The 18,955-nt window shown below is 73.9% G+C and carries 17 protein-coding genes; 3 read left to right on the top strand and 14 right to left on the bottom strand.

Annotated features, from left to right (window positions below; translation table 11 throughout):
* The first annotated feature begins 33 nt into the window (after nt 1-33).
* Both Sdia_RS16695 and Sdia_RS16690 read left to right on the top strand, forming a co-directional pair.
* Entirely contained in the window at nt 34-1,119 is a 1,086-nt protein-coding gene (locus tag Sdia_RS16695; protein ID WP_100457124.1) for an acyl-CoA dehydrogenase family protein, read from the top strand.
* A 107-nt stretch (nt 1,120-1,226) separates the two neighbouring features.
* A complete protein-coding gene (locus tag Sdia_RS16690) occupies nt 1,227-2,021 on the top strand; it encodes an SDR family oxidoreductase (protein WP_100457190.1) in 795 nt (264 codons plus the stop codon).
* A 54-nt stretch (nt 2,022-2,075) separates the two neighbouring features.
* On the opposite strand, the gene Sdia_RS16685 is transcribed toward Sdia_RS16690, so the two are convergent.
* The 5 genes from Sdia_RS16685 to Sdia_RS16665 all read right to left on the bottom strand — a co-directional run bounded on the left by Sdia_RS16685 (nt 2,076) and on the right by Sdia_RS16665 (nt 8,323).
* The gene (locus Sdia_RS16685) at nt 2,076-2,843 is read right to left on the bottom strand and encodes an SDR family NAD(P)-dependent oxidoreductase (RefSeq protein WP_115069625.1); all 768 of its coding nucleotides are present in this window, start codon (nt 2,841-2,843) and stop codon (nt 2,076-2,078) included.
* Nucleotides 2,844-2,919: 76 nt separating this feature from the next.
* Entirely contained in the window at nt 2,920-4,086 is a 1,167-nt protein-coding gene (hsaA, locus tag Sdia_RS16680) for a 3-hydroxy-9,10-secoandrosta-1,3,5(10)-triene-9,17-dione monooxygenase oxygenase subunit (protein WP_115069626.1), read from the bottom strand.
* Nucleotides 4,087-4,145: 59 nt separating this feature from the next.
* Nucleotides 4,146-5,753 carry a FadD3 family acyl-CoA ligase gene (locus Sdia_RS16675; RefSeq protein ID WP_124288359.1) on the bottom strand — a complete coding sequence of 536 codons (1,608 nt, stop codon included), beginning with the start codon at nt 5,751-5,753 and terminating at the stop codon, nt 4,146-4,148.
* Nucleotides 5,754-5,907: 154 nt separating this feature from the next.
* Entirely contained in the window at nt 5,908-6,702 is a 795-nt protein-coding gene (locus tag Sdia_RS16670; protein ID WP_100457121.1) for an SDR family NAD(P)-dependent oxidoreductase, read from the bottom strand.
* Nucleotides 6,703-6,715: 13 nt separating this feature from the next.
* On the bottom strand, nt 6,716-8,323 hold the full coding sequence (locus Sdia_RS16665) for an FAD-dependent oxidoreductase (protein ID WP_124288358.1): 1,608 nt from the start codon (nt 8,321-8,323) through the stop codon (nt 6,716-6,718).
* 201 nt (nt 8,324-8,524) lie between these two features.
* On the opposite strand from Sdia_RS16665, the gene Sdia_RS16660 reads away from it, so the two are divergent.
* On the top strand, nt 8,525-9,139 hold the full coding sequence (locus Sdia_RS16660) for a TetR/AcrR family transcriptional regulator (RefSeq protein WP_100457119.1): 615 nt from the start codon (nt 8,525-8,527) through the stop codon (nt 9,137-9,139).
* 201 nt (nt 9,140-9,340) lie between these two features.
* Here the strand turns inward: Sdia_RS16660 and Sdia_RS16655 are convergent, their stop codons facing one another.
* The 9 genes from Sdia_RS16655 to casI form a co-directional block, all read right to left on the bottom strand.
* Complete coding sequence (locus Sdia_RS16655; protein WP_124288357.1) at nt 9,341-10,273, bottom strand: 3-oxoacyl-ACP reductase; 933 nt, start codon at nt 10,271-10,273, stop codon at nt 9,341-9,343.
* A gap of 93 nt (nt 10,274-10,366) precedes the next feature.
* Entirely contained in the window at nt 10,367-11,221 is an 855-nt protein-coding gene (locus Sdia_RS16650; RefSeq protein WP_100457117.1) for a 2-keto-4-pentenoate hydratase, read from the bottom strand.
* A complete protein-coding gene (locus tag Sdia_RS16645; RefSeq protein ID WP_100457116.1) occupies nt 11,214-12,053 on the bottom strand; it encodes a MaoC/PaaZ C-terminal domain-containing protein in 840 nt (279 codons plus the stop codon). Before Sdia_RS16645 ends, Sdia_RS16650 begins: the two co-directional genes overlap by 8 nt.
* Nucleotides 12,050-13,234: a lipid-transfer protein gene (locus Sdia_RS16640; RefSeq protein ID WP_100457115.1), complete on the bottom strand. Its 1,185-nt coding sequence runs from the start codon at nt 13,232-13,234 to the stop codon at nt 12,050-12,052. Before Sdia_RS16640 ends, Sdia_RS16645 begins: the two co-directional genes overlap by 4 nt.
* The gene (locus Sdia_RS16635; protein ID WP_100457114.1) at nt 13,231-13,686 is read right to left on the bottom strand and encodes a MaoC family dehydratase; all 456 of its coding nucleotides are present in this window, start codon (nt 13,684-13,686) and stop codon (nt 13,231-13,233) included. Before Sdia_RS16635 ends, Sdia_RS16640 begins: the two co-directional genes overlap by 4 nt.
* Nucleotides 13,683-14,816, bottom strand: coding sequence for an acyl-CoA dehydrogenase family protein (locus tag Sdia_RS16630; protein WP_124288356.1), 1,134 nt, complete (start codon nt 14,814-14,816; stop codon nt 13,683-13,685). Before Sdia_RS16630 ends, Sdia_RS16635 begins: the two co-directional genes overlap by 4 nt.
* Nucleotides 14,816-15,856, bottom strand: coding sequence for a bifunctional MaoC family dehydratase N-terminal/OB-fold nucleic acid binding domain-containing protein (locus Sdia_RS16625; protein ID WP_124288355.1), 1,041 nt, complete (start codon nt 15,854-15,856; stop codon nt 14,816-14,818). Before Sdia_RS16625 ends, Sdia_RS16630 begins: the two co-directional genes overlap by 1 nt.
* The gene (locus tag Sdia_RS16620) at nt 15,853-17,019 is read right to left on the bottom strand and encodes an acyl-CoA dehydrogenase family protein (RefSeq protein WP_100457111.1); all 1,167 of its coding nucleotides are present in this window, start codon (nt 17,017-17,019) and stop codon (nt 15,853-15,855) included. The genes Sdia_RS16625 and Sdia_RS16620 overlap by 4 nt, the downstream gene beginning before the upstream one ends.
* A gap of 52 nt (nt 17,020-17,071) precedes the next feature.
* A complete protein-coding gene (casI, locus tag Sdia_RS16615; RefSeq protein WP_124288354.1) occupies nt 17,072-18,733 on the bottom strand; it encodes a steroid-22-oyl-CoA synthetase in 1,662 nt (553 codons plus the stop codon).
* Nucleotides 18,734-18,955 lie beyond the last annotated feature (222 nt).

Here is an 18,955-nt window from a genome sequence, read left to right as displayed (position 1 = left end):
GCGACCGCGTCACACACCGAGGGGAGCAGCCCGATGAGGCTGACGGACGAGCAGGAAGAACTACGGTCGGCCGTACGATCGTTGCTGAACCGGTACGAGGGAGCCACGGCCTGGGGGCCGTTGGCCGGGCAGATCGGCGTGGCCGCGCTGGCCGTGCCCGAGGAGTACGGCGGTGTCGGCGGCGGCGCCCGGGACGTGCACGTGCTGATGGAGGAGCTGGGCCGGTGCCTGAGCCCGCTGCCCGTGCTCGGCTCGGCGGTGCTCACGGCGGGCGCGCTGCTCGCCTCCGGCGACAAGGCGGCGTGTGCGCGTCTGCTGCCCGCGCTGGCCGAGGGCCGCTCTGTCGGCGCGCTGGCCTGGGCCGAACAGGGCTCGTGGGACGCGGAGTCGGTGCGCACCCGCGCGGTGCCGGGGCCCGGCGGGGACGCCTGGTCCCTCAGCGGCGTCAAGGAGCACGTCCTGGACTGGCCGGGCGGTGTCGACGTGCTGCTCGTCGCGGCCCGTACGGCGGCCGGCGTCTCGCTCTTCGAGGTTCCGGTGGACGCCCCCGGGGCGCGCCGCGAGCCCGTCGTCACGATGGACGGCACCCGGAGCCAGGCCAGGTGGGTCCTGGAGGGCGCCGAGGGACGGCCGGTCGGAGTCGCGGGCGACGGGGAACGGGTCCTCGCGCACGTGCGGGACCTGGCCTGCACGGCGCTCGCCGCCGAGCAGGTGGGTGCCGCCGAGCGCTGTCTCGCGCTCACCGTCGCCTACGCTCGTGAACGCGTCCAGTTCGGCCGCGCCATCGGCTCCTTCCAGGCCGTCAAGCACCGGCTGGCGGACGCTTACGTGCTGGTGGAGTCGGCGCGTTCGGCGGCGCTCGGCGCGGCCTTCGCCGCCGACGAGACCCCGGGCGCGCTGCCGCGGGCCGCCGCCGTCGCCAAGTCGGTGTGCTCCGAGGCCTTCTCGGCGGTGGCCGGCGAGACGATCCAGTTGCACGGCGGCATCGGCATCACCTGGGAGCACGAGGCGCACCGCCACTTCAAGCGGGCGCACGGGGCGGGCGAGCTGTTCGGCCCGCCCGCTGAGCACCGGGCACGGCTCGCCGCCGGGCTCGGGCTCGTACCCGCTTCGCACTGAACAGCCACGCTGGTGAAGGGGAGAGGCCGGCAGACATGGACATCGAGAACACGCCCGACCACACGCGCGACATCACGCCGGGCATGGCATCGGACACGAAGGCGGACATGGCGTCCGACCTCGACGACCCGTTGGACTTCACCGGACGCGTGGTGCTCGTCACCGGCGGCACCAAGGGCATCGGGGCCGCGACAGCCCAGGCGTTCCTCGGAGCCGGGGCCGACGTCGTGGTCTGCGGGCGCACCGCTCCCGCCGCGCTGCCGGCGGCAGCGGGCCGCGAGGCGTTCTTCGTCGCCGCCGACGTGCGCGATCCGGCGGCCGCGGCGGAGCTGGTCGACCGTACGGTGGAGCGCTTCGGCCGTCTCGACGTGCTCGTCAACAACGCGGGCGGCTCTCCTGACGCGGACGCGGCGACCGTCTCGCCGCGCTTCGTGGAGAAGATCGTCGCGCTCAACCTCCTCGCACCGTTCTATGTGGCGCAGGCGGCGCACGGCGCCATGCGGACCCGGCCGGGCGGCGGCTCGGTCGTCAACATCGGCAGTGTCTCCGCGCACGACCCCCAGCCGGGCACCGCCGCCTACACGGCCGCCAAGGCGGGACTGCTGGCCCTCACGAAGGCTCTGGCCCTGGAGTGGGCACCGGAGGTGCGGGTCAACCACATCACCACCGGCCTGGTCCGCACCGGGAGCGCGGCGTCCGTCTACGGCGCCGACGGCGGCGCCTCGGTGGCCGGTGTCGTGCCGATGGGCCGGATGGCCGTCCCCGCGGACGTCGCCCGCGCCTGCTTGTTCTTGGCGAGCGACCTGTCCGCGTACGTCAACGGGGCGGACCTCGCGGTGCACGGCGGCGGGGAGCTCCCGGCCCGGTTCCTCGCCGCGAAGTCGGCGAGCGGGCAGGTGTGAGGGAGACGCCGGAGCCCGGGAGGGCGCGTGCCGTCTCTCCCGGGCCCGGACACGTCAGGGCAGCTCGGGGGCCCAGGCGACGCCGTTGATGTGCGCACCGCCGTCGACGTGGAGCGTGTTGCCGGTGACGTAGCGCGCGCCCTCGCTCGCGAGGAACAGCGCCGCCGGGGCGATGTCCCGCTCGGGGTCGCCCATCCGCCCCATGGGGTTCATGGCGCCGGACGCCTTCTCCAGCTCAGGGTTGTCCCGCATCCGTCGCCGGAATGCCGCGCTCTTGGCTCCGGGGCAGAGGGCGTTGACCACGATCCCGGTGGAGGCCCACTCCCGGGCGGCGGTCCGGGTCAGGGTACGCAGGGCCTCCTTGGCGGCGTTGTACTCCAGGGTGCCCATGTGGGCGTTCACGCCGTTGAGGCTGCACATGTTGACGATCCGGCCCCATCCCCGTTCCCTCATGTGGGGGAAGGCCGCCCGCATGGCCCAGAACGGTCCGTAGAAGCCGATGCCCAGTCCCCGGGCCAGCAGGGCGTCCGTCTTGTCCTCCACCCGGCCCAGTTCGCCGGCCGCCCAGGCGTTGTTGACCAGGACGTCGACGCTGCCCCACTCACGGACCGCGGTGTCGACCATCTCCAGCACCTGTGCCTTGTCGGCGACGTCCGTGCGCACGAAACGGCCGCCGATCTCGTCGGCCACGGCCCGGCCGGTCTCCTCGTTCACGTCCGCGACCAGGACCGCTGCCCCCTCGGCGGCGAACCGCCGGGCCACTCCGGCGCCGATTCCGTCCCCGCCCCCGGTGATGACCGCGACGCGTCCTTCGAGCTGCATGTCCTGCCTCCCACTGGTTGTCGCCGGTGGACCGGCGTCCCGGCGCCGGAGAGGCTCCGGGCCGCCTCGCCGCCGGTCAGACGAGGTTGTCCTCGACCGTCAGTCCGAAGGCTCCGCGGCCGTACATGGCGAGCGCGCGTTCCACGTCGTTGGCGACGTGCACGCTGCCCGCGTGGGCGTCGCGCCAGGCGCGCTCGACGGGGTTGCCGCGGCGCAGGGCGTTGCCGCCGGCGGTCTTGAACAGCAGGTCGATCGCGGCGACGGCCCGCTCGGTGCCCCGGACCTGGTCGCGCCGGGTGCGCAGCCGCAGTTCCATGGGGATCTCCCGACCGGCCGCGGCCAGTTCGGACAGCTCGCGCAGGTTACGGTCCATCTGCAGGACGGTCGCGTCGATGTCGGAGGCGGCGCGGGCGATGGCGACCTGGGCGAAGGGGTCCTCGGCGAACCGGCCACCGCCGAGGCTGAGCCGCACCCGCTCCTTCATCAGCGACACGTACGACTCGTAGCCGCCGGAGACGGCGCCGATCACCGGTGCCGTGACGGCGCAGGTGAAGAGCGCGCCGAACGGCAGCCGGTACAGCGGCCCCTTGTTGACCTGCTGTCCCGGCACCTTCAGCCGGGCCTGCTCGTAGTTGCGCAGCACCCGGTGGTCCGGCACGAACACCGACTCCACGATGATGTCGTTGCTGGCGGTGCCGCGCAGTCCGACCACGTCCCAGGCGTCCTCGATGGTGTAGTCGGAGCGGGGCACCAGGGCGGTGAGGAAATCGACCGGCCGCCCCTCGGCCCCGACGACCAGGGCGCCGAGCAGAGCCCAGGTGGCGTGCTCGCAGCCGGAGGAGAAACTCCAGCGGCCGGTGAGCCGGTGGCCGCCGTCGACGGGGGTCAGCCGGCCCACCGGCGCGTACGACGAGGAGACCCGGGTGTCGGGGTCGTCGCCCCACACGTCGTCCTGCGCCCGGCGTGGGAACAGGCCCAGCTGCCAGGCGTGCACGCCCAGGATGGAGGCGAGCCAGCCGGTGGAGCAGCAGACGGCGGAGAGCGCCCGCACCACCCGGTAGAAGTCGACGGGGTCGCTCTCCAGGCCGCCGTGGCGGACCGGTTGCAACATGCGGAAGACGCCCGCGTCGGTCAGCTCACGGATCGTGGACTCCGGTATGCGGCGCGCCTCGTCGGCGGCGGCGGCCCGCTTGCCGATGCCGGGCAGCAGGGTGCGTACCGACTCCAGAACCTGAGGGGCCATGTCCGTCCTCCGGGCCCTCGCGGGCCGTGTCCGTGCGGTGCGCCGTCGCGCCGCGGGTGTCAGTCGGTCCGCAGCGCGGCCTTGTCGACCTTGCCGGCGGCGTTGCGCGGCAACGACTCCAGGACCACGACCTCGCGGGGGACCTTGAAGTTGGCGAGCCGGTCGCGACACCGCTCCAGCAGAACTCCGGGGTCGGCCACGCTCCCGGGCCGGACCGTCACGTAGGCCCGTCCGACCTCTCCGAGCCGTGTGTCGGGGACGCCGACCACGGCGGCCTCGGCGACGGCGCCGTGCCCGGCGAGCACCTGCTCGATCTCGGCCGGGTAGACGTTGAACCCGCCGACCGTGAACATGTCCTTCGAGCGGCCGGTGAGGACCAGGTTGCCGCGCTCGTCGAGGTGGCCCACGTCGCCGGTGGTCAGCCAGCCGTCGTCGTCGACGGCCGCCGCGCTCGCCTCCGGGTCGTCCACGTAGCCGAGCATCACGTTGTAGCCGCGGACCAGGACCTCGCCGTCCGCCCCGGCGGGCAGCGGACGCCGGTCAGCGTCGGTGATCCGCACCTCCACACCGTCGATGGGGCGGCCGGCGGTCAGTGCCACGGTCTCCGCGTCGTCGTCGGCGGAGCAGACGCTGACCGTGCCGCAGGACTCGGTGAGTCCGTAGGCGGTGAGCACCTCGGGGAACAGACCGGCCCGCATACGCCGCACCAGGTCGACCGGCACCACGGCGGCACCGGTCACCGCCAGACGCAGCGACGACAGGTCGAAGAGCGCGCGGTCCCCGGCACCCAGCAGTTCGATGTAGATGGTGGGCGGGCCGGGCAGGACGGTGATCCGTTCGGCCTCGATCGCGCGCAGCACCTTGCGTACGTCGAAGACCCGCTCCAGCACCATGGTGGCGCCCCGCACCAGGCAGGCGAGTACGCCGGCCTTGTAGCCGAAGCAGTGGAAGAGCGGGTTGACGATCAGGTAGCGGTCGGCGCCGGTGACACCGGTCCGCGCGCTCCAGGCCCGGTAGGTGGTGAGGTTCTGGCGGTGCGTGGTCAGCGCGCCCTTGGGCCGGCCGGTGGTGCCCGAGGTGAAGAGCAGGTCGGACGGGTCGTCGGGGCGCACGCAGGCGGTACGGAGGGCGGCCTCGTCGTCCGGGAGGTGGATGCCGTGGGTGAGGAATTCGCGCCAGGGCAGGGTGCCAGGGCGTTCTTCCTCGTCGTCGTCGAGCGTCACCACCGTGGCCAGCCCCGGCAGGCCCGCCACGGGACATGCCCCGTCCCGGGGTGCCGCGTCCCCGCCGTCGTCCAGCATGGCCAGGTAGTCCTTGCCGAGGAAGCCGTCCTCGACGAACAGCAGCCTGGCCGCACCGCGTTCCAGGAGCCGGCGGGCCTCAGCCCCCCGGTAGCGGGTGTTGACGGGGACCAGCACCGCACCGGCCGAGGTGACCGCCAGAGCGGTCACCACCCAGCGGTGGCTGTTGGGCGCCCACACGGCGATCCGGTCACCGCGACGTGTCCCGAGGGCGAGCAGGGACTTGACGGCGGCCCGCACCTGCTCGCGCAGTTGCCCCCAGGTCAGCCGGAGGTCACCGTCCACCAGGGCCTGCTCGTCCGGAGTCAGCTCGGCGGCGAGGTCCAGGGCACCGGGAATGGTCAGCGGGGGCTCGGTCTCGCTCATCGGTTCTCCGTCGGGGCGGCGTGCGCGGTCGGTTCGGTGCGGTGGTGCGGCTCGACTCGGCTCGGGGACGTTCGGCTCGGTGCGGCTCGGTACGGCTCGACTCGGTGCGATGCGGCGATCCGGCGGCGCGCGGAAAGGGGGTGCCGCCGCTCCGTCAGGTGGACGAGGGCAGCAGGCGCCGGGACGCCTCGTGCGCGCCGAGGACCAGTTCGGCGCGGGGGAAGCCGCTGCGCCGCTCGGCGGTCTTCCCGTTGCCGCCGGCGAGGTGCACCGGCCCGTCGGCGAGGTGCTCGAGCCCCTCCCGGGCGACGTCGTCCGGTTCGGCGACACGGAGGCCGGGCAGGTCCATGCGGAGTCCGGCGCGTTCCATCGCGGGGGTCCGGGTCACGCCCAGGACCAGTTCGAGGACGTGCACGTCGTACTCCCGCAGCTCCAGCCACAGGCCCTCGGCGAAGACGCGGCTGAAGGCCTTGGCCGCCGAGTAGACCCCGATGTGCGCCTGGCCCAGGTACCCGGCGAGAGAGCCGACCAGCAGGATGCCGCCGCGGCGGCGCTCCTTCATCAGGGCGCCGAAGTGGTGGGTGAGGGCGAGCTGCGCGGTGATGTTCAGGTCCAGGACGCCCTGCACCTTCTCGAGGTCGCCGGTGACGAACTCGTGGCCGTAGCTGTTGGCCCCGGCGTTGAAGACCAGCAGCCCGACCTCCAGGCCGTCGGTGGCCTCCCGGATCGTGGCCGGAGCACCGGGGCCGAGCAGGTCCAGGGGGAGGGTGCGGACCTCGACGCCCCGGGCGCGCGCCCGGTCGGCGGTCTCCTCCAGCGGCCCGGGTGTGCGGGCGATCAGGACCAGGTTGATCCCGGCGTCCGCGAGCTGCTCGGCGAACGCGGCGCCGACGCCCTCGGAGCCGCCGGCGACGACCGCCCACGGTCCGTACACGCTCTTGTCGATCATCGAGTGCTGCCTCTCAGTCCTGGGCCGACAGTGCCGTGACCGTAGAACGCGCCCCGTCCGGGCCGCCGCCGGCCGTCCCACTGGCCGGGAGCGCCATGTCCCGTACGGCCAGCGAGGCGAAGACCATGGCGGTGCCGATGGGGACGCCGGGGCCCGGATAGACGCGGCCGGTGAAGGAGGCGCTGGTGTTGCCGGCGGCGTACAGGCCCGGGATCGGGGCTCCCCTCGCGTCGAGGACCCGGGCGCGGGCGTCCGTGCGCAGGCCGCCCTTGGTGCCGAGGTCGGAGAGGACGACCCGGGCCGCGTAGTAGGGCGGGCGGTCGAGCGGGACCAGGCAGGGGTTGGGGCCGGGAGCGTCGCGGGGGTCGGCGAAGAACCGGTCGTAGGGATCCTCGCCTCGGTGGTGGTCCGGGTCGGTGCCGTCGGCGGCGTGGCCGTTGAAGCGGGCGACGGTGCCGGTGAGGGCGTCGGCCGGTACGCCGATGAGCCCGGCCAGCTCGGGCAGCGTGTCGGCCTTCACCCAGACGCCGGACTCCAGGTGTGCCGCGGGGTCGGCGGGAGGCACCGTGACGGCGGGGAGGGCGCCGCCTGTGCGGGAGTCGAAGACCAGGTGGGCGGGCGTCCGCGCGGCGGCCAGGGCGCGGCCCATCCGGTCGTACGGCAGCGACTCGTTGGCGAAGCGCTGCCCGGCGGCGTCCACGACGATGCCGCCGCGCAGGCCGAGGGTGAACGCCGCGCTGCCGTCCGGCCGTTGCGTCCCGGGGCACCACCATGCCTCGTCCAGGAGGTCGGTGGCGGCACCGAGGCGGACGGCGGCGCGCAGCAGGTCGCCCGTGGTGGCTGTGGAAGGCGCCATGCTCCACGCGGCGGAGCCCGGCACACCGTACTCGGCGCGCAGCGCCGCGTCGCCCTCGAAGCCGCCCGCGGCCAGCAGCACGCCGTGCCTGGCCCGTACGGTGACGGTGCCGTCCGGGGTCCGGGCCTCGACGCCGGTCACCCGCCCGTTCCCGGTGATCAGGCCGGTGACGCGGTGCTCGGTGCGCACGGTGGCGTTGCCGGTGCGGGTGGCCGCGAGCAGGAGGCGGCCGATCAGCGCGCGGCCCTGGACCAGCGGTCCGTCGGGGTGGCCCCGGCCGGCCCGGTCCCGGTCCACCGCCGGGCGGACCAGACGCGCCAAGTCGCCCAGCTCCTCCTGCGGCAGGGCGCGCGGGACGAAGGACCGTCCGGCGTCCATCCGGCCGGGGGCGGCGACGTAGTCGGGGAATGCCTGCCACACGAACTGCACCGCCGGATCGCTCTCCAGGCGGGCGACCAGTTCGGGCGCGTGCCGCAGGAACGCCTCGCGGCGGTCCGCGCCGGCGTCGCCGACCAGGGCCCGCAGGTAGGTGCGCGCGGCCTCGGTGGAGTCCCCGAGACCGGCCCGTTCCTGGACCTGGGTGCCGGGCAGCCAGCAGGCGGCCCCGGAGTACGCGGAGGTGCCGCCGAGCAGGGGGGTCCGTTCCAGTACGACCGTGTCCAGGCCGTCCGCGGCGGCCACCAGCGCCCCGGTGAGTGCTCCCGCGCCGGACCCGACGACGATCACGTCGTGGGTGGCGCCGGCTTCGGTTCGGTCGTCGCGCATGGAGGCCCCTTGTGCGGGTCGATGGTGGGTCGACGGGTGTGCGGTCCCAGCAGACCGCGTCCGGGCCGGCGGGGCACGGATCGGTCTCACTGACCGGTACGGAGCCGGACGGCCCCTGACGTGGTTCTCGTGACACGCGTATGGTCAGGGCCCAGCACAGTCGCGTCACGTCGCGTCGAGTCGAGTCCCGGGAGGGAGAGCGTGCCGAGAATCGCCGAGGCCAGGGCGGGTGCCGAGCCCAGTTCGCCCCGGCAGCACGAACGGCGCAGGAGCATCCTGCGGGCGGCGGAGGACATCGCCGCCGAGACGGGGCTCGACCGCGTGCAGATGCACGAGGTGGCCAGGTCGGCGGGGGTGGCGATCGGCACCCTGTACCGGTACTTCCCGTCGAAGACACACCTGTTCACGGCCGTGATGGCCGACCAGATCGAGGGGCTCGGCGCACGGCTGGCGGAGGTGCCCGCACGCGAATCGCCCGAGGACACCGTCTTCGCGACGCTCGCCGGCGCCACCCGCAGTCTGCTGCGCCGGCCGGCGCTCGCCACCGCCATGATCCAGTCGGCGAACGTGGCGCGCGCCTCGACCGTCCCCGACCTGGCGCGGGTCGACACGGGCTTCCTCGACCTGCTGATCCGCGCCTGGGGCGTCGAGGACCCCACGGAACACCATGTCGCCCGGCTGCGGCTGCTGACCCTGCTCTGGTACGGCGTCCTGCAGTCCCGGCTCAACGAGCGGATCACCCCGGAGGAGGCGGAAGCCGACCTGCGGATGGCCTGCCGGCTGCTGCTCGCCCCCGGGGAGGACGACGGGACCTGACGGGCGGGGCCCGGCTCTCCGGGCCCGGCGGTCCGGGCCCTGGGCCGCACGGCGGTCCGGACCCGGAGGGCCTGAGCCCGGCGGAACAGACCCACGCGCACGCCCCCGGGACCGGATCCGGACCGCTCGGCCGGGTGGACCGGACCAGGCGGCCCCTTCCGGGCGAGCAGGACCCGGCGGACGGTCCCGGGGGCGACGTGGTCAGCCCGCCGGGGTCTGCTGGGTGCCGGTCGTGTCGAGTGCGGCGACGCTGTACGCGGCGAAGGTCCGGTGTGGGTCCCGGCCGCTGAAGTACGGCGTCAACTGGGCGTCGAGCTCCTTCGGGGTGAAGGTGCCGTCGGCAGCGGTGAACTTGTGCTCCACCGTGGGCGGCGCGAGCAGGGCGACCATGTCGCCGTAGACGACGAAGACCTGCCCGTTGATCTCGTCGGCGGCCGGTGAGGCCAGGTGGGCCACCAGAGTGGCGACCCGCTCCGGGGCCATGATGTCGAGGTCGTCCGGCGCGTGGACGCCCTCGCCGAAGGAGTCGGCGGTCATGGCGGTGCGGGCGCGCGGGCAGATGGCGTTGGCGCGCACCCCGTAGCGGGACATGCCCTGGGCGGTGGCCAGGGTGAGCGCGGTGATGCCCGCCTTGGCCGCGGAGTAGTTCGGCTGGCCGGGGGCGCCGAACAGGAAGGCCTCGGAGGAGGTGTTGACGACCCGGCCGTAGACGGGGGTGCCGGACGCCTTGGAGGCGGCGCGCCAGTGCACGCAGGCGGCGCGGGAGAGGCCGGCGTGGCCCTTGAGGTGGACGCGGATGACGTCGTCCCAGTCGGCCTCGGACAGGTTGAACAGCATCCGGTCGCGCAGCACGCCCGCGTTGTTGACGACGACGTCGAGGCCGCCGAAGGTCTCCACAGCGGTCCCCACCAGGCGCTCGCCCATGGCCCAGTCACCGACGTCACCGGGCACCGCGACCGCGTCCGCGCCCAGGTCCTTGATCTCGGCGGCCACCTCCTCGGCCGCCGGGCCGAGGTCGTTGACCACCACGCTGGCGCCGAGGCCCGCGAGGGCGAGCGCCTCGGCCCGGCCGAGTCCGGCGCCGGCACCGGTGACGACGGCGGTACGGCCCTCCAGGGTCTTCGTCGAGCTCATGCTGCCTCTTTCCGTGTTCTGTGTTGTTCCGCGCCGGTCCGCGGCCCGGTGTCCGCCGAGCCGACGGACCCACCGCTGGACGTGCCGCGCAAACTAGTGGCGAATCCGGTTCCCGGCCCGGCGGTGTCCCGTTGAGTGGACGCCCGGCGGGCGTTCGGCTCGGAGGAAGGCGATCGACACCGGGCCGAGCCCCGCGAACTCGGCCCGGAACTCGTCCCCCGGCCGTACGTCCACCGCCCGGGTGCACGAGCCGGGCAGGACGACGTGTCCGGCCTCCAGGCGCACCCCGTAGGAGGCCACCTTGCGGGCCAGCCAGGCGACCGCCTCGGTCGGGTCGCCCAGGACGGCGCTGGTGTTGCCTCGGGCGATCTCCTCGTCGCCCCGGTACAGGACGGCGGCGACGTCAGCGGGGTCCAGGTCGGCCGGGCGGACCCGGGCGGCACCGAGGAGCACGCCTGCCGAGGACGCGTTGTCGGCGATGGTGTCGGCGATGCCGATCTTCCAGTCCTTGATCCGGCTGTCGATGAGCTCGATGCTCGGCACGACGTACTCGGTGGCGGCGAGGACGTCGGCCGTGGTGCACCCTTCACCGGGCAGGCTCCGGCCCAGGACGTACCCGATCTCGACCTCGATCCGCGGCTGGCAGTAGCGGCCGAGGTCGACGGGTGTCCCCTCGGTCAGCACCATGTCGGAGAGCAGGTGGCCGTAGTCGGGCTCGTCGACGCCCATCATCTGCTGCATGACCGTGGAGGAAAGGCCGACCTTGTGGCCGTGGACGGTGACGTTCTCGTTCCTCACCCGCTCGCGGATGTTGAGCAGTTGGATCTCGTACGCGTCGGTGGCGTCGATCTCCGGCCAGATGGTGGCCAGCGGGTCGACGGGGGCCCGGTCGCGTTGTGCGGCGCGGAGCAGTTCGGCGGCCTCGGCGCGGCGCGCGGGGTCAAGCATCAGGGGTCTCCTCGCGGGTCGGTGCGGCGGGGGCGAAGCGGGCGTGGCCGCCGGTGAGCACTGAGCGTCCGTCCCCGGCCGACGCCTCGAAGCGGGCTCCGGTGTCGTCACCGGTCCAGCCGTGCAGGGCGAGCGGGTCGCCCGGGAAGACGGGGGCGGCGAACCGCGCCTCCAGTTCCGCCAGGTCGGCGGGGTGCGCGCCGAGGGTGTCGGCGAGCGGCAGCAGGGCCGCGGCGAGGGTGCACAGTCCGTGCAGAAACGGCCGGGGCAGGCCGGCGGCCTTCGCCGCCTCGGGGTCGATGTGCATGGCGTGCCGGTCGCCGAGCAGCCGGTAGAGGGCGGCCTGCCGGGAGTGCGTGGGTACGGTGAGCCGGTGGTCGGCGGGCCGGTCCGGGCGGCTTGGGGCGGACGGCCCGCGGGCGCCGCCGAATCCGCCGGCGCCGGGGGCGAAGATCGACCAGGTGGCCGTGAAGCGGTCGCAGTCCACCCGCACGTCGAAGACGGCGGCGGAGCCCTTGTCCCACACGTCGGTGACCCGTGCGGACGTCACCAGCTCTCCGGCGCGCTCCAAGGGGCCTTTCACGGTGAGGCGTTGCTGGCCGTGGACGGCGGTGGTGACGTCGAAGGCGCCGAGCGTGCCGAGCGCGTCGGGCGCCCACTGGGCGAGGGTCAGCGCAAAGGTGGGCAGCACGCGCAGGTCCCGCTCGTACACGAGGTCCAGCCGGTCCGCCCCGGCGCCGACCGCGAGGGCGTACAGGATGGCGTCGCGCTCGGTGTAGGAGACGGTGCGGGTGCCGAGGTCGTGGCCCTGCCACACGCGGGTCGAGGTCATCGGTGGTCGGCTCCCAGGATCAGGCCGCTGGTGGGGACTCCGGTGCCGGCGGTGACCAGGACGTGGCCGACGCCGTCCGGCTGGTTGACGGAGGTGCCGCGGACCAGCCGGACGCCCTCGGCGATGCCGTTCATGCCGTGCAGGTACGCCTCGCCGAGCTGGCCGCCGTGGGTGTTGAGCGGCAGGCGTCCGCCGAGTTCCAGGTGCCCGTCGGCGATGAAGTCCTTGGCCTCGCCGGGCTCGCAGAAGCCCAGTTCCTCCAGTTGGGGCAGGACCAGCGGGGTGAAGTGGTCGTACAGGACAGCCGCGTCGACGTCGTCGGGGCCGAGGCCGCTCTGACCGTACAACTGCCGTCCGACGAGGCCCATTTCGGGGATGCCGGTGATGGTGGGCCGGTAGTAGCTGGTCATCATGTGCTGGTCGGCGCCGAGTCCCTGGGCGGCGGCGTGGATCAGCGCGGGCGGGTGCGGCAGGTCACGGGCGCGTTCGGCGGAGACGACGACGACCGCCTGGCCGCCGTCCGTCTCCTGGCAGCAGTCGAGCAGCCGCAGCGGCTCGGCGATCCAGCGGGACTCGCGGTGGTCCTGGAGGGTGATCGGGCGGCCGTGGAACCAGGCGGCGGGGTTGTTGGCGGCGTGCTTGCGGTCGACGACGGCGACGCGCCCGAAGTCGTCGGTGGTGGCGCCGTACTCGTGCAGGTAGCGCCGGGCGAACATGGCCACCCACTGGGCGGGGGTGCTCAGGCCGAAGGGGGTCGTCCAGGCGTAGGCGGCCCGGTCGGCGGTGGTGTCCATGGGGCGGGCGGCCTGGCCGAGTCCGTAGCGTTCGCCGGAGCGCTCGTTGAACGCCCGGTAGCACACGACGACGTCGGCGACGCCGGTGGCGACGGCCATGGCCGCCTGCTGGATCGTGCCGCAGCCCGCGCCACCGCCGTAGCCGACGCGGGAGAAGAAGGTCAGGTCTCCCATCCCGGTGTTGCGGGCCACGTGGATCTCGGAGTTGGTCTCGGCGGTGAAGGTGACCAGGCCGTCCACGTCGGCGGGGGTCAGTCCGGCGTCGGCGAGGGCGGCGAGCACGGCCTCGCAGGCGAGCTGGAGTTCGCTGCGTCCGGAGTTCTTGGAGAACTCGGTGGCGCCGATGCCGACCACGGCGGCGGCCTGCGAGAGCGAGCCGGCGGTCATGGCGTCGCCTCCTCGGGCAGTCGCACGGTCACGGTGCCGGTGACGTGGGCGCCGAGGCTGTTGGTGCCCTTGACGGCGATGTCCACGTGGCGGTCCGCGTCGGACTTCCCGGTCACCGTGCCGGTGAGCACCATGGTGTCGCCCGGGTGGTTGGGGACGCCGAGCCGGATACGGATGGCCTGGACGACGCCGGCGGGTCCGGCCCAGCCGGTGACGTAGCGGTCGACCAGGCCGTTGCTGGTCAGGATGTTCATGAAGATGTCCTGGGAACCGCGCTCGCGGGCGAGTTCGGGGTCGTGGTGCACGTCCTGGTAGTCGCGGCTCGCGAGCGCGGTCGCGACGATCAGCGTGCGCGTCACCGGTATCGTCAGGTCGGGCAGCACGTCGCCGACCGCCACCTCGCCGTAGGCGCGGGTGGCGGGGACGGCAGGGGTGTCCGGCGGCCGGCTCATGAGGTCACCGTCCCGGCGGTCAGCAGGTCGCCGAGGCGCTCCAGGTCGGCGCCCGCGCCGCCGAGGGTGCTGGAGATCTGCTTGCCCCACAGGAAGTGGCGGTGCACCGGGTAGTCGACGTCGACGCCGATGCCGCCGTGCACGTGCTGGATCCGGTGGACGGTGTTCAGGCCGGCCTCGGTGGCCCACCACTTGGCGACCAGGGCGGCCCGGTCGGCGTCCGCCGCGTCGAAGGGCTCGGCCGTCGCGTCCAGGGCCTGCCACAGGGTCACCCTCATCGCGTCGATGTCGACGTAGCAGTCGGCGAGCTGGTGCTGCACGGCCTGGAAGGTGGCCAGCGGGCGGCCGAACTGCGCGCGTTCACGCAGGTGGTCGGCGGCGTACCGCAGCGCGCCGTCGGCCACGCCCACCTGGACGGCGGCGAGCGCGACGAAGGCGTGGCGGACGACTTCGGCGACGGTGCCGTCACCGGGCGTGCCGACGGGTTCGGCGGGTGTGCCCTCCAGGGTCAGGTGCCCGCTCAGGTCGTGCGTGGTGGTCTCGGCGAACTCCCAGGTCGTTCCGGGCGCGTCCGGCTCGGCCAGGAAGAGGCCGGGGCCCGCGTCCGTGGTCGCGGTGACCAGGACGTGCCGGGCACCGTCCGGCGCCGGTACGACGGCCTTGGTGCCGGTCAGCCGCCACCGCGGCAAGTCCCGCGCGGTGCCGTCCGGTACGGCCGTCGTCCGGGGCGAGAGCGGGTCGGCGGGGCCGAACTCCTCCAGGGCCAGGGTCGCCCGGGCGTCGCCGCTCGCGAGGCCCGGCAGCAGCTTTGTCCGCTGTCGCGGGGTGCCGTGGGCGGCGACGGCGAGCCCGGCGACCAGCGCCGGCCACAGCGGGACCGGTGCCACCCGGCGGCCCTGTTCCTCCAGGAGGACCGCGAGTCCGGCCATGCCGAGGCCCGCACCGCCGTCCTGTTCCGGCAGTACGGCGCCGAGCAGTCCGGCCGACGCCAGGTCGGCCCACAGGGGGGTGTCGGTCCGGTCGGGCGAGGTCTCCACCTCGCGCAGCCGCTCGGGTGTGGCGCGATCGGTGAAGATCTCCCGCGCCAGGTCACGGACCGCTTCGAGCTCTTCTCCCAGGGAGAAATCCATCAGGGCGCCTCCGTCGGGGCGGGCCGGAACACCGGCAGGGTCAGATCGGGGTCGGCGTCGAGCCAGTCGAGCACGACGGGCATGCCGATCGTGACGTCCTCGGGCGCGACACCGGTCAGGTTGGTGATGAGGCGGGTGCCTTCGGCGAGCCCGACGACCGCGACGACCAGCGGGAAGTCGAAGGCCGGGTGGCGGGGGTGGTGGTTGACGACGTAGCTGTACACGTGCCCGTGGCCGGATGCCTCGACGGTGTCCCACTCCAGCGAGTTGCACTCCGGGCAGCAGGGGCCGGGCGGGTGGCGCGGGGTCGAGCAGGCGGCGCAGCGCTGGATGAGCAGCCGGTGCTGCTTCGCGCCGTCGAAGAAGAAGGCGTTGTCCAGGTTGACCGCGGGTCGCGGACGCGGCGCCCGAGCGGCGCCCGGCTTCCCGGCGGGGTTTGGCGCGGACGCCTGCTCCTGCGCCTCGTTCCGCCGCTCGGCCGGTTCGGGAGCCGGGCGGAACCTGAGGGTGCGCCAACGCTGGGTGGCGACGGTCTCGCCGTGCTGGTCGGTGTACGTCTTCACGGTGGTGACGAACCTGCCCGTGCCCAGCCCCGTCCGCTTCTGCGGCGAGATCGACTCCACGGTCTCGCGGACCGCGAGGTGGTCGCCGGGCTCCAGCTCCCGCAGGAAGGTGAACTCCGAGTCGGTGGCCACCACGGAGGTGTAGCCGCCCTCGTCGAGGAGGTCGACCAGCTCGTCGAAGCCGTCCCGCCCGGCCGGCGGGGAGGCGGTGGCCGCGTAGCCGCGCATCGTCCAGGCGTGCGTCATCGAGGCGGGCGCGACCACTCCCCCACGTCCGGTCGCACGAGCGGCCCCGGCGTCGGTGTAGACGGGGTTGGTGTCGCCCATCGCCTCCGTCCAGTGCCGGATCATCGGCTGGTTGACGGGATCCTGCGCCAGGGTGAGCGGGCGCAGTTCCCGTCCGGTGAAGGCCCGCAGCCGCTCCTCGTACCCGGCGTCCCCGGTCTGCGCCACGGCGCTCTCGTCCTGTCCCGTCATGCGCCACGTCCCTCGCGCGGCAGGCCGAGGCCCTGGGTGGCGACCATGTCGCGCAGGATCTCGTTGACGCCGCCGCCGAAGGTGTTCACGATGCCCTGCCGGGAGAGCTGTTCGATCTGCCCGGCGAGCGCGGCGCCCGGCGACTCGGGCCGGATCCGGCCGGCGGCGCCGAGGATCTGCGTCAGGGAGCGCTGGACGGCGATGTGGGTCTCGGTGCCGTACGCCTTGGCGGCGCCCGCGTCGGCGCCGGTGAGGGTGCCGGCGGCGACGGAACTGGTCATCTTCCAGTTCATCAGCCGCATCGCCTCCAGCCGGGCGTGGGTGCGTGCGAACTCCTGGCGCACCCACGGGATGCCGGCCGTGCCGTTCTCCTTCGCCCAGTCCAGCACGCTCTCCCAGAGCTGGATCATGCGGCCGCCCAGGGCGGCGAGGCCGATGCGCTCGTGGTTGAGCTGGGCGGTGATCAGTCGCCAGCCGCCGTCCACCTCGCCCACCACGTCGGCGGCCGGGACCCTGACGCCGCTGTAGTAGGTGGCGGTGACGACCATGCCGCCCACCGTGCGGATGGGGCTCCAGCTGAAGCCGTCGTCGGTGGTGGGCACGATCAGGATCGAGATGCCCTTGTGCTTGGGGGCGTCCGGGTCGGTGCGGGCGGCGAGCCACACGTGGTCGGCGGTGTTGGCGCCGCTGGTGAAGATCTTGGAGCCGTCCACGACGAACGAGTCGCCGTCCCGCACCGCCCGGGTGCTGAGCGCGGCCAGGTCGGTGCCGGCCCCGGGCTCGGTGTAGCCGATGGCGAACACGATGTCGCCGGAGAGGATGCCGGGCAGGAACCGCTTGCGGTGTTCCTCGGACCCGTGTGCCATCAGGGTCGGGCCGACCGTGTTGACGGTGACGAACGGGAAGGGCAGGCCGGCCCGCTGGACCTCGTCGAAGAACACGTACTGGTCCTCGACCGGCCGGCCCTGGCCGCCGTACTCGGTGGGCCAGCCGATGCCCAGCCAGCCGTCCGAGCCGAGCCGTTTGACGACCTCGCGGAAGCGGTCGCCGCCGACGCCCTCCTCGCCGGCGCGGCGGCGTTCGTCCTCGGGCATCAGGCCCGCGAAGTAGGACCGCAGTTCCCGCCGCAGCTCGCGGTGCGCGGCGCTCTCGCGCAGGTGCATGTCGTTCTCCTTACGTGGTCGCCGTCGGCGCCGTGGTGGCCGTCGTAGCCGCTCAGGGCAGGAAGCGTGCGCGCCCGTGTGCGAGGAACTCGCCGCACAGGGCGGCCTTGTCGTCGTCGGTCATCAGCGCGTACGCGGGCCCGCCGCGCCCCGTCCAGCGGTACACCGGATCGCCGGTGCGCCAGCCGTCGAGCTGCATCTCCTTCTTGCGGAGCTTGTTGGAACCGGTGGTGGGCAGCGCGTGCGAGACACGGACGAAGCGCGGCGCTCCCTTGGTGCCCAGGTCCTTCTGGCCCGCCAGGAACCCCGGCAGGTCCAGGTCCTCGAAGCGGCTGCCGTCGGCGATCTCGACGGCGGCCATGACCTGGTCGCCGGAGCGGGGGTCGGGCACGCCGAAGACGCCGGCGGCGACGACGCCCTGGTGCCTGCGCAGGACGCGCTCGGTGAGCAGGGCGGAGATGTTCTCCCCGTCGACGCGGATCCAGTCCCCCGAGCGGCCCGCGAAGTAGAAGTAGCCGGCCTCGTCCACGTAGCCGAGGTCACCGGTCCAGTACCAGCCGTGCCGGACGCGTTCGGCGTTGGCGGCCTCGTTGTTCCAGTAGCCCTCGAAGCGGGCGGCGCCCTCGGTGTCGACGATCTCGCCGATGGCCTCCTCCGGGTTGCGCACCCGGCCGTAGGCGTCCAGTCGGGCGGGCGGGCAGGTCTCGCGGGTGACCGGGTCGACGATGCGGACGCCGTCGCGGGCGGGCGTGCCGAGGGCGCCCACCGGCCCGTCGGCCACCCGCTTGAGCATGCCGGCGCCCTCGCTGGAGCCGTACCCCTCGACGAGACGGCAGCCGAACCGGCTCAGGAAGAGCTCCGTGTCCTCCGGCGACGCCTCGGTGCCGAAGGCGTGGGTGAGCGGGTTGTCGGCGTCGTCCGGCGTCTCGGGGCGGGCCAGGATGTAGCCGATCGCCTTGCCCACGTAGGTGAAGTAGGTGGCGCCGTAGTGGCGGACGTCGGGCAGGAAGCCGGAGGCGGAGAACTTGCGGGTGAGCGCGATGGTGGCGCCCGCGCTGAGGGCCGGTGCCCACAGGGCCATCAGGGCGTTGCCGTGGAACAGCGGCATCGGGCAGTAGCAGGTGTCGGCGCGGGTGATGTCGTACTTGGCGCTGTTGGCGGCGCCGAGCGCGGCGAGCCGGCCCTGCGAGCAGATCGCCGCCTTGGAGGTGCCGGTGGTGCCCGACGTCAGCAGGAGCAGCATGGTCGTGGCGGCCGTGACGTCCGGGGCGGCGTGCGCGGGCCCCCGCCCGCCGCGGGCGGCGAGACCGGTCGCGTACGCGGGATCGTCGACGACGAGGAGGCGGTCCCGCCGTACGCCGACGTCCAGGCCGTCGAGCAGGCCGAGACCGGCCCGGTCGGTGACGATGAGCCGGCATTCGGTGTGCCGGACCTCGCGCTCGAGTTCGGCACCGCGCCGGGTCGGGTTGATGCCGACGACGGCCGCGCCGGCCAGGGCGGCGGCGCCGAGCCAGAAGACGTACTCGGGCACGTTGTCCAGCAGTACGCCGATGTGGAAGGGCCCCTCGCCGCGCAGCTCACCGGCCCAGGCGGCGCGGGTGGCGCTCTCCTCGACCACCTCGCCCCAGGTCCAGGACCGCTCGCGGGTCAGCAGGCCGGGGTGCTCGTCGCCGGCACGGGCGAGCAACTGGTCGGCGATCGTCTGGTGTGGCAACGTCGGTCCCTTTCACCCGAAGGACGGGGTTCGCGATGGGGGTACGGCGGCACGGGGGTGGCATGGGCACGGGTACGGCGACGAGGCGCGGACACACCGGTCGCTCCGCGGTGGTCGTGAGGTGCGCCGCGGCATCGCCCCGGTCCGCCCTTCCCGCCGTCCGCGACGCTATCCACGGACGGGTCGCGCGGCCGGGGCGATCCCGCTGACCGGGAGGAACGG

It is taken from the genome of Streptomyces diastaticus subsp. diastaticus, from assembly GCF_011170125.1.
GTDB classification, from domain to species: domain Bacteria; phylum Actinomycetota; class Actinomycetes; order Streptomycetales; family Streptomycetaceae; genus Streptomyces; species Streptomyces diastaticus.
The sequence above is the reverse complement of the archived record's forward strand: the minus strand, read 5'-3'. Positions and strand labels throughout refer to the sequence as shown.